The sequence below is a fragment of the Methylobacterium longum genome (assembly GCF_022179385.1).
Classification (GTDB): Bacteria; Pseudomonadota; Alphaproteobacteria; order Rhizobiales; family Beijerinckiaceae; genus Methylobacterium; species Methylobacterium longum.
In genome coordinates, this window is record NZ_BPQS01000085.1 from 1 (window position 1) to 9,372 (window position 9,372).

General features: G+C 70.7%; 6 protein-coding genes and 2 pseudogenes. 1 reads left to right on the forward strand and 7 read right to left on the reverse strand.

What is annotated here, in order from left to right; translation table 11 throughout:
• The 7 genes and pseudogenes from MFF58_RS30495 to MFF58_RS30525 form a co-directional block, all read right to left on the reverse strand.
• Positions 1-111: pseudogene (locus MFF58_RS30495) on the reverse strand (electron transfer flavoprotein subunit beta/FixA family protein); the annotation flags it as partial.
• 74 nt (positions 112-185) lie between these two features.
• The gene (locus MFF58_RS30500; RefSeq protein ID WP_238293902.1) at positions 186-500 is read right to left on the reverse strand and encodes an SCP2 sterol-binding domain-containing protein; all 315 of its coding nucleotides are present in this window, start codon (positions 498-500) and stop codon (positions 186-188) included.
• A 132-nt stretch (positions 501-632) separates the two neighbouring features.
• Positions 633-2,423, reverse strand: coding sequence for an acyl-CoA dehydrogenase C-terminal domain-containing protein (locus MFF58_RS30505; RefSeq protein WP_238293904.1), 1,791 nt, complete (start codon positions 2,421-2,423; stop codon positions 633-635).
• A gap of 4 nt (positions 2,424-2,427) precedes the next feature.
• Positions 2,428-4,749 (reverse strand): 3-hydroxyacyl-CoA dehydrogenase/enoyl-CoA hydratase family protein, encoded by a 2,322-nt coding sequence (locus MFF58_RS30510; protein WP_238293906.1) that lies wholly within the window; start codon positions 4,747-4,749, stop codon positions 2,428-2,430.
• A gap of 2 nt (positions 4,750-4,751) precedes the next feature.
• Positions 4,752-5,888, reverse strand: coding sequence for a thiolase family protein (locus tag MFF58_RS30515; protein ID WP_238293908.1), 1,137 nt, complete (start codon positions 5,886-5,888; stop codon positions 4,752-4,754).
• A gap of 466 nt (positions 5,889-6,354) precedes the next feature.
• Positions 6,355-6,759: a MerR family transcriptional regulator gene (locus MFF58_RS30520; RefSeq protein WP_238293910.1), complete on the reverse strand. Its 405-nt coding sequence runs from the start codon at positions 6,757-6,759 to the stop codon at positions 6,355-6,357.
• Between the two features lie 57 nt (positions 6,760-6,816).
• Positions 6,817-8,538 (reverse strand): long-chain-fatty-acid--CoA ligase, encoded by a 1,722-nt coding sequence (locus tag MFF58_RS30525; protein WP_238293912.1) that lies wholly within the window; start codon positions 8,536-8,538, stop codon positions 6,817-6,819.
• A gap of 648 nt (positions 8,539-9,186) precedes the next feature.
• Between MFF58_RS30525 and MFF58_RS30530 the strand changes: the two are divergent.
• Positions 9,187-9,372: pseudogene (locus MFF58_RS30530) on the forward strand (outer membrane protein transport protein); the annotation flags it as partial.

Consider the following 9,372-nt stretch of genomic DNA (forward strand, 5'->3'; position numbering starts at 1 on the left):
CGGGTTCATCGACATCTTCACGTTCGCCAGCTCGACCCCGGAGCCGTCCGCCTTCACACGGATCTTGACGTTGTAGTCCACCACCCGCTTCACAGGCACCAGAACCTTCATCCGACCTCTCCTGATGGACCTCCGATGGCCGCCCGCCGGCGCTGGCGGCCGGAATCACGTCCCGCGCGGGCGCGTCACTCGAGCAGGCCGGCGAGCTTCATCGCCACGCCCTGCGAGCCCTGCACCTTCAGGCGGCCCGTGGAGAAGGCGATCATCGGACTCAGCTTGCCCCGCACCAGCTTGAGCAGGTTGTCGGAACTCAGCTTCATCACCGTAACGGCCTCGCCGGCCTCGCCGGCCTCGCCGGTGGAGACGCTCACGCCGCCGCCGGTCGCGTCCACCAGGATGCTGCCGCCATCGGTGAGATCGAACCGGACCCGGTAACCGAGCGTGCTGAGCACCGCGGACCGTTCCTCGATCGCCTCCATCACCTGCTCGAGATCCGCCATCGCTCTCCTCCGTCGTTGCCGCGGGAATGACCGGGCCGCCACGTGCCCCGCCCCATCCCGAGCGCGCCCGAGCTCCGCGGGGGACCCCGAGGTCGGGCGGAGCCGGGTGCCGGCAGGGCGCGGGGCTTCCCGTCAGAACATCGCCTCGTCGAGCGCCATCATCGCGCCCTTGCCGGCCTTCACGGCCGTCAGCAGGCCCGCGACCTGGGGCAGGATGCGCTCCATGTAGAAGCGGGCCGTCACGAGCTTCGCCTCGTAGAAGTCGCGCTCGTCGGTGCCGGCCCTGAGGGCCGCCTGGGCGATCTTGGCCGCGCGCAGCCACATGGTGCCGAGCGCGACCAGTCCGAAGAGCCGCAGGTACTCGGTGGCGGCCGCGCCCGCCTCCTCCGGGTCCTTGAGGCCCCGCCGGGCGATGTGGGCCGTGGCGAGCTGCAAGGCGCCGAAAGCCTTGGCCAGCGGCTCCGCGAGCGGCGACAGGTCGTCGTCCTCGATCGCGGCGTCGAGGAAGGCCAGCACCGGATGGAAGAAGCTCCGCAGCAGGCGTCCGGCATGGGCCGGCAGCTTGCGGCCCACGAGGTCGAGGGCCTGCACGCCGTTGGTGCCCTCGTAGATCATCGAGATCCGGGCGTCGCGGACGTACTGCTCCATGCCGTGGTCGCGGATGAAGCCGTGGCCACCGTAGACCTGCAGGCCGATGCTCGCCGCCTCGAAGCCGAGGTCGGTGAACAGCGCCTTCACCACCGGCGTCATGAGCGCGGCGAAATCCTCCGCCCGGCGCCGCTCGGCGGGGTCGGGGTGGCGCTCCAGCGCGTCGAGGCTGCGGGCGACCCAGGCGCCGAGCGCCCGGCAGCCCTCGTTGTAGGCGCGGATCGTCATCAGCATCCGCCGCACGTCCGGATGGGCGATGATCGGGTCGGCGGGCAGGTCCGGACGCTTGGTCCCGACCAGTGAGCGGCCCTGGAGCCGCTCCCGGGCATACGCGACGGCGCCCTGATAGGCGGCCTCGCCGGCCCCCAGCCCCTGGATGCCCACCGACAGGCGCTCGCTGTTCATCATCGTGAACATCGCGCGCATGCCCTTGTGGGGCTCGCCGACCAGCCAGCCGGTGGCGTCGTCGAAGGACATCTGGCAGGTGGCCGACGCCTTGATGCCCATCTTGTGCTCGAGGGCGCTGCAGGTGACGCCGTTGCGCTCTCCCGGGGCTCCGTCCGCCCGGGGCAGGAATTTCGGCACGAGGAACAGGCTGATCCCCTTCACGCCCTTCGGTGCGTCCGGGAGCCTCGCCAGCACGAGGTGGATGATGTTCTCGGTGAGATCGTGGTCGCCGGCCGAGATGAAGATCTTCGAGCCGGTCACCTTGAAGGAGCCGTCCTCCTGCGGCACCGCGCGGGTGCGCAGCAGGCCGAGATCGGTGCCGCAATGGGCCTCCGTGAGGCACATCGTGCCCGACCACGTCCCGTCGACGAGCTTGGGCAGGTAGGCGGCCTTCAGGTCCTCCGACGCGTGGTCTGCCAGCGCCCTGTAGGCGCCGTGGCTGAGCCCCGGATAGAGCCCGAAGGACAAGTTGGTCGAGCAGATCATCTCCTCGACGAGCTTGTTGATGCCCGCCGGCAGGCCCTGGCCGCCATAGGCCGGATCGGCGCCCATCGCGGTCCAGCCGCCTTCCCGGAACGCCCGGTAGGCCTCCGGAAAGCCCTTCGGCGTGCGGACCGCGCCGTTTTCGAAATGGCAGCCCTCGGCGTCGCCGGAGGCGTTCAGCGGCAGCAGCCGCTCCGTGCAGAACTTTGCCGCCTCCTCCAGGATGGCGTCGGCGACATCGGGGGTGAAATCCTCCAGGCCCGGCAGGACCGGGGCCTCCGGGTCGGCGTGCAGCTCGTGCAGCACGAAGCGCATGTCGCGCAGGGGAGCCTTGTAGGTCTGCATCGCGTCAGTTCCTCACCGGCCGACCGGTTTCGATCACGCTCTCGAACCGGTCGAGGGTCGCCTCCGTCCGCACCAGGCGCATGAAGCTGTCGCGTTCGAGGTCGAGGAGCGCCGCCTCGTCGAGGGGATCGAGGCTGTCGGCCGCGCCTCCGGAGAGCACCGCGGCGAGTTCCCCCGCCACCACGAGATCGTGCGGGGTGGCGATGCCCCGCCGGGCGAAGCCCTCGGCGGCCATGCGCAGGGCCAGCGCCCCCGACGGGCCGGGAAGCGTCAGCGTCACGGGCTTGGGCGCCGCGTAGCCCTCGACCAGGGACAGGGCCTTGGCCTTGGCGTCGGCGAGCAGCCGGTCGCGGTTCATGGTGATGCCGTCGCCCGGGCGCAGGAACAGGAGGTCGCGGGCCTCGTCCGCCGACTTGGCCACGGTGGCGGTCGAGACCGTCTCGAACACCTGGGCGGTCGCCGGCATCGGCCCCTTCGGCAGCGTCGGCGACGACTGCCAGCGGGCCAGCATCTCCTTGCAGCCGCCCCAGGCCGGAACGAGGCCGACGCCGGCCTCGACGAGGCCGATATAGCTCTCGGCATGGGCCTGCACGGCGTCGCTGTGGAGCAGGATCTCGCAGCCGCCGCCCAACGCCATGCCGGCGGGGGCGCTGACCACGGGGAACGGGGCGTATTTCAGCTGGCTGTAGGTCTGCTGACCCAGCGCGACGAGCTTCTCGATCTCGCCCCAGGCGGCGATGTTGGCGGCGAACAGGGCGAGACCGAGATTCGCGCCGACCGAGAAGTTGGGGGCCTCGTTGTAGACCACCAGCGCCCTGTACTTGTCCTTGACGAGCTTGATGCTCTTCCCGAGCAGGATCATCATCTGCTCGTCGAGGGCATTGCCCTGCGCGGTGAACTCGAAGCACACGACGCCGTCGCCGATGTCCCACAGGGCGGCTGAGCCGTTCTTGAGGAGCGGTTGCGCGGCGAGCTTGATGTCCTCCAGCCGCAGCACGCCCTCGGGGCGGACGACATCCTCGTATTCGCCCCCGGCCCGAAGGACCTGCCGGCGGCCGTTCTCGACCCGGTAGAAGGTCTTGCCGTCGAGCCCGGCGAGGATCGGCGGGATGGCATGGCCGTCCCTCGCCAGCCGCTCGGCCACGTAGGCCCCGCCGATCCGGTCGATCAGCTCGAAGGGACCCCATTTCCAGTTGTAGCCGAGGCGCATGGCCTCATCGATCGCGGCGATCTCGTCGCTCGCCTCGCCGAGGAGGCCGGCGGCATAGGCGAGCGTCGGGCCGATCACCGCCCAGGCGTAGGCGCCGACGCGGCCGGGCAGATCCAGCACCGCGCGGGGGGCCTTCGCCTCCTTGAGGGCGGGGAGGTCCGCCTTGGCGGAAGGCCGGTAGGCGCCGGTCCCGAGATCGATCGCCTCCTTGGTCTTCTGCCCGCCGGCGCGGTTCAGGCGGTAGAAGCCGCCCTTGCCCTTGCGGCCGGTATGCCCCTCCGCGATCAGCTTGGTGATCAGCGGCATCTCGCGGAAGGTGGCGTGGAACGCATCCTCCGCCGGCAGGGCCGCCCGCAGGCTCTGCGTGGTGTGCGGGATCAGGTCGAGGCCCACGAGGTCGACGAGGCCGAACACGCCGGTCTTGGGGATGCCGAAGGGGCGCCCCATCACCGCGTCCGCCTCCTCCACCGGCACGCCGAGGTCGTCCGCCGCCGCGATGGCGTTCTGGATCCAGAAGATGCCGAGCCGGTTGGCGATGAAGCCCGGGCGGTCCTTGCAGCGCACGACGCTCTTGCCGAGCCTGCGATCGGCGAAATCCGCCACCGTGGCGGCCAGGGCCGGATCGGTCCGCGGGCCGGTGACGACCTCGAGCAGCCGCATGTAGCGCGGCGGGTTGAAGAAGTGGGTGATGAGGAAGTCGCGGCCGAACGCCTCCGGCATCCCCTCCACCAGCGCGTCGAGGGGGATGGTCGAGGTGTTGGAGGAGATTGCTGTGCCCGGCCGGCGCACCGCGTCGATGCGCCGGTAGAGGGCCCGCTTCGCCTCCAGGCGCTCGACCACCACCTCGATGATCCAGTCGACCTCACGGAGCCGGTCGAGATGGTCCTCGACGTTCAACGCCTCCACCAGCTTGGCGGCGCGCGGCGCCATGAACGGCGCCGGCTCGGTCTTGAGCATCCGGGCGATGGCGCCCGCGGCGAGGCCGTTCCGGTCGGCGGCGCCCTCCGGCACGATGTCTATCAGGAGCACCGGCACGCCGGCATTGGCGATGTGGGCGGCGATGCCGGAGCCCATGACCCCGGCGCCGATGACGGCGACTTTGCGGATCTGGGTCATCGTCACACGCGCTCCAGGAGGGTGGCGATTCCCTGGCCGCCGCCGATGCACTGGGTGGCCAGCGCGAAGCGGCCCCCCTCGCGGGCGAGCAGCGCGGCCGCCTTGCCGACGATGCGGGCGCCGGTGGCGCCCAGCGGGTGGCCGAGCGCGATGGCGCCGCCGTCGATGTTGACGGCCGCCTCGTCGAGGCCGAGGTCGCGGATGCAGGCCAGCGCCTGGGACGCGAAGGCCTCGTTCAGTTCGACCACGCTGAGGGCGTCGGCCGTGATGCCGGCCCGCGCCATCGCCTTCCGCGAGGCGGCGACGGGCCCGATGCCCATGATCTCGGGCTCGCAGCCCGAGACGCCGATGGCGGCGATCCGCGCCAGCGGCGTGAGGCCGGCGCGGCGGGCATAGGCCTCGCTGCAGACGAGCACCGCCGAGGCGCCGTCGGTCAGCGGCGACGAGGTGCCGGCGGTCACCGTCCCGTCCTGCTGGAACGCCGGCTTGAGAGCGGCGAGCCCCTCCGCGCTGGCATCGGCGCGGATGCAGCCGTCGGCCTCCACGGTGCCGCCCTTCGCGAGGATCGGCACGATCTCGGCCGCGAGCCGCCCCTCGGCCTGAGCCTGCGCCGCCTTGCGGTGGCTCCGTACCGCGAAGGCCTCCTGGTCGGCGCGGGTGATCTGCCAGCGGCGGGCGACGTTCTCGGCGGTGTCGCCCATGCCCATGTAGGCGCCGGGGCGCTTCGCGTGGAGCGCCGGGTTCGGCATCGGGTTGAAGCCCATCATCGGCACCCGGCTCATGCTCTCGACGCCCGCGCACAGGAAGGCCTCGCCGGCCCCGAGCATGATCTGCCCGGCGGCGATGTGGACCGACTGCATCGAGGAGCCGCAGAAGCGGTTCACGGTGACGCCGCCGACGCTGAGGTCGAGGTCGGCGAGCATCCCGATCAGCCGGGCGACGTTGAAGCCCTGCTCGCCCTCGGGAAAGGCGCAGCCGACGATCAGGTCCTCGATGTCCGCGGACGCGATGCCGGCCTCGGCGACGAGCCTGCGCACGACCTGCGCGGCGAGGTCGTCCGGGCGGACCCGGGCGAGGCCTCCCTTCTTCGCCAGGGTGAAGGGCGAGCGGGCGTAGCCCGCGATGACGACGTCGGTCATGCTGTCCTCTCGGAACGATCACGAAGGGGGGCGGGCGGCGCCGACCGCCGCGTGCGGGAAGGCGGGACGAGGTGAGCGGCCGCCCGGCGCGCTTGCCGCGCGGCCGGGGCCGGCGCGGATGGGGGGCGCCTGTCTGTGAGGACGCGCCCGTCCGCCGGGATGGAGGCCGGTTCAGCGCGCGCGCGCGGGTCGAGACGGGGCCCGCGGGCCGTTCCCACGCGTGACGCGCCACAGCCAGGCCGGCCCATCTCGGGAGGGCGGCCTTCCGGCCCGATTCCCGCACCCCGAGCCGCGCGCGCAGGGGGGCCCGACGGAGCCCGCCAGCCGGCCGCGCGATCCCTGGCGATCGCCTTCGAGGCCGGCGCCCCGCGCCGGCACCTGAGGATGAGGGGGAAGGGTGGGAACGGCCCCCCGGATACCCGGTCGGCGGCCGCTCTGTACCGCGGCGACGCGGCCGGAAACGGCCCTAGCGCGCGCGGCGTGCCTGGGCGGGCTCGGAGCCGTCGAGGGCGGTCAGCGCGTACAGCTTGAGCTTCTCCAGCTCGCCCAGGGTCTCGACGAGGGCCTTCTGCTGCTCGACGAGATGATCGATCCGGCCCTGGATCTTCTTCAGAAGGTCGCGCCACTGCTCCTTCTGCGTCGGATCGACGTCGTAGAGATTGAGATAGTCCTTGATCTCGCGCAGCGAGAAACCCAGTCGCTTGCCGCGCAGAATGAGGATCAGCCTCACCTTGTCGCGATGCGCGAAGATGCGCGTGTTCCCGGCTCGCTGCGGGTTGAGAAGCCCCTTGTCCTCGTAGAAACGGACCGTCCTCGCCGTGACCCCCAATTCCTGGGCGAGTCGGGTCACGGTATACAGTGTGTCGGACACAGAAGGCCTTCTCTAAAGGGAGGCCACCGTATTCCTGGAGTATGCGGAGCGTCAACGTCATGCCGAGGCCCGCCTGTCCATGGCCGTTGGGCCGGCTCGGTCGCGCGCCTCCGCGACCAGTTCCTTCTTCGACAGCTTGCCGACCGCGGTCTTCGGCAGGCTCGTCCGGATCTCGATGTCCCGGGGCATCTCGATCTTCGAGAGCCGCTCGGCCAGGAAGGTCCGAAGCGCCTCCGGCGTCGTGGCATGCCCGGCGCGCAGCTTCACGAAGGCCTTGGGGCTCTCGCCGCGATACGCGTCGGGGATGCCGATCGCGACCGCCTCCTCGACGGCCTCGTGCTCGTAGAGCGCATCCTCGATCTGGCGCGGATAGACGTTGTACCCGCCGCAGAGGATGAGATCCTTGATCCTGTCGACGAGGAACAGGAACCCGTCCGCGTCGCGGTAGCCGATATCTCCGGTCCTCAACGCGCCGTCGACGAGCACCTCGGCCGTGTCCGCCGGACGGCGCCAGTAGCCGGCCATGACCTGCGGACCCCGGATATAGACTTCGCCCTTCGTGCCGGGGGGCATGAGCCGATCGGCGTGGTGCGGGTCGCGGATCTCGATCGCCGTATCGGCCAGCGGCAGGCCGACCGAGCCGGCGCGGCGTCGGCCATCGAACGGATTGACGCAGACGACCGGCGAACTCTCCGTCAGCCCGTAGCCCTCCGACAATCGGCATCCCGTGAGCGCCTCGAAGCGGGCGCCGATCTCGGCCGGCAGCGGCGCGCCGCCCGAGATGCACAGCCGGATCGAGCGCAGGTCGACCTTCGCGGTTTCCGCCGCCTTGTTGACGGCTCCGAAGATCGTCGGGACCGCGGGGAAGAAGGTCGGCCGGGTGCGGGCGATGGTGGCGAGGAGCTGATCGATCTTGAACTGCGGAACGAGGACGATCTGCGCCCCGATCTTGATCGCGAGGTTCATCGCCACCGTCATGGCGAAGACGTGGAACAACGGGATGACGGCCAGCACGCGCTCGTGCCCGTCCCGCAACCCCGCCTGCCGGATCAGCGGGGCGAGCTGGCGGACGTTGCCGGCGAGATTGGCATGGGTGAGCATCGCCCCCTTGGGCGTTCCGGTCGTCCCGCCGGTATATTGCAGCAGCGCGACATCGTCGGGGCGCAGGGCGGCCCGCCCACCCGGCCCGCCGGCGCCCGCGAGCAGCTTGGCCCAGGGGACGTGCCGCGCGTCCGCCGGCACCTGCGCGGTCTCAGTCCGCCTGAACAGGCGGTAGAGCAGGCCGCGGCCGAAGGGCAGCATGTCGGCAAGCGGACAGACGACCAGATGGCGGAGCCCCGCCTCGTCGGCCACCGCGGCGACCGGATCGTAGATCCGGGCGATGTCCGAGACGACCATGATCGTCGTGCCCGAGTCGCGGATCTGCGTCGCGCATTCCCGCGACGTGTAGAGGGGGTTGAAGTTGACGACGGTCCCGCCGGCCTGGAGGACCGCGAAGTAGAAGATCACGGAGTACGGCGTGTTGGGCAGGCACAGGCCGACCTGGACACCGCGCCCGACCCCAAGCCCGGCGAGGCCCGCCGCCACCCGATCGGTCAGCGCACCGACCTCGCGATAGCTCCAGACCCGCCCGCAGAACTCCAGCGCCGGCCTGTCCGCGAAGCGCTGCACGCTCCGGTGAAGGAGATCCGGCAGGGTGTCCGATTCCGCGTCCGGCTGACGTGGTCGAGAGAACGCGGCTGCTTCGATGCAGCCGCCACCGGTGTGGATGGCCGACATGCTCCCCCCTTTCCTGCAGCGCTCTCTCGGAAGCGCTTCTCTTGGGCAGGCCAGGATTAACGTATACGTCAGCTAGTAGCCCATTAGGTCATGGTCATGCAAGCCCGCCCGGTGCGGAGCGTCGGGCGCAGGGATTCGGCCGCGGCGCAGCGCCGCCCGCGAGGGCCGTCGCGTCGTTTCGGGAGAGCCGAGCCCAAAACGTATCGCGGGCGTGCGCGCTCCTTCGCCGGCCGGGTTGCCCGGTCGGGGCCGGAGGGCCCCGCCGCAAAGGCCTCGGCGCAACAAGGGCCTCGCCGCAACAAGGGCCTCGGCGCGACCGCCTCGGCGGACCCGCCGGGGCGCGGTCAGGACCCTGTGCGTCACGGCATTGCGGCGGATGGTGCGGAAAGAGCACACCCGTCGCGTCGCGTGCCGAAAGCGGCCGGACTGCACCGAGAAACGCCGCGCCGTCAGCTTGCAGTTTTCTGCCGCTTAAGTCACCTTCATGACGTATAGGTCATGGTGCCGATCTCGCGGGCGACGATGTCCCCGTACGTCATGGCTCCAGCTGGGATCTGTCCAGCCTCCGACGTTCGCGGCTGTTCGTTCCAGAATCAGCGAAATTGATCGTTCCTCGTGGATTGAATCTGCAGATCTAAGGAATTGGGCATGATGTTCAGCTTTCGCGTTCGCACCGGAACGGCGGCACTGCTTGCCTTGGTCTGTGGCGTGACCGAATCGTCTGCCGGCGCCTTTGGGATCCGGGAGCAGAGCACGCAGGCGCAGGGTCTGGCCTGGGCGGGGGCGGCTTCGGGTTCGGGTGGTGTGTCGTCGATGTTCTGGAACCCGGCGACG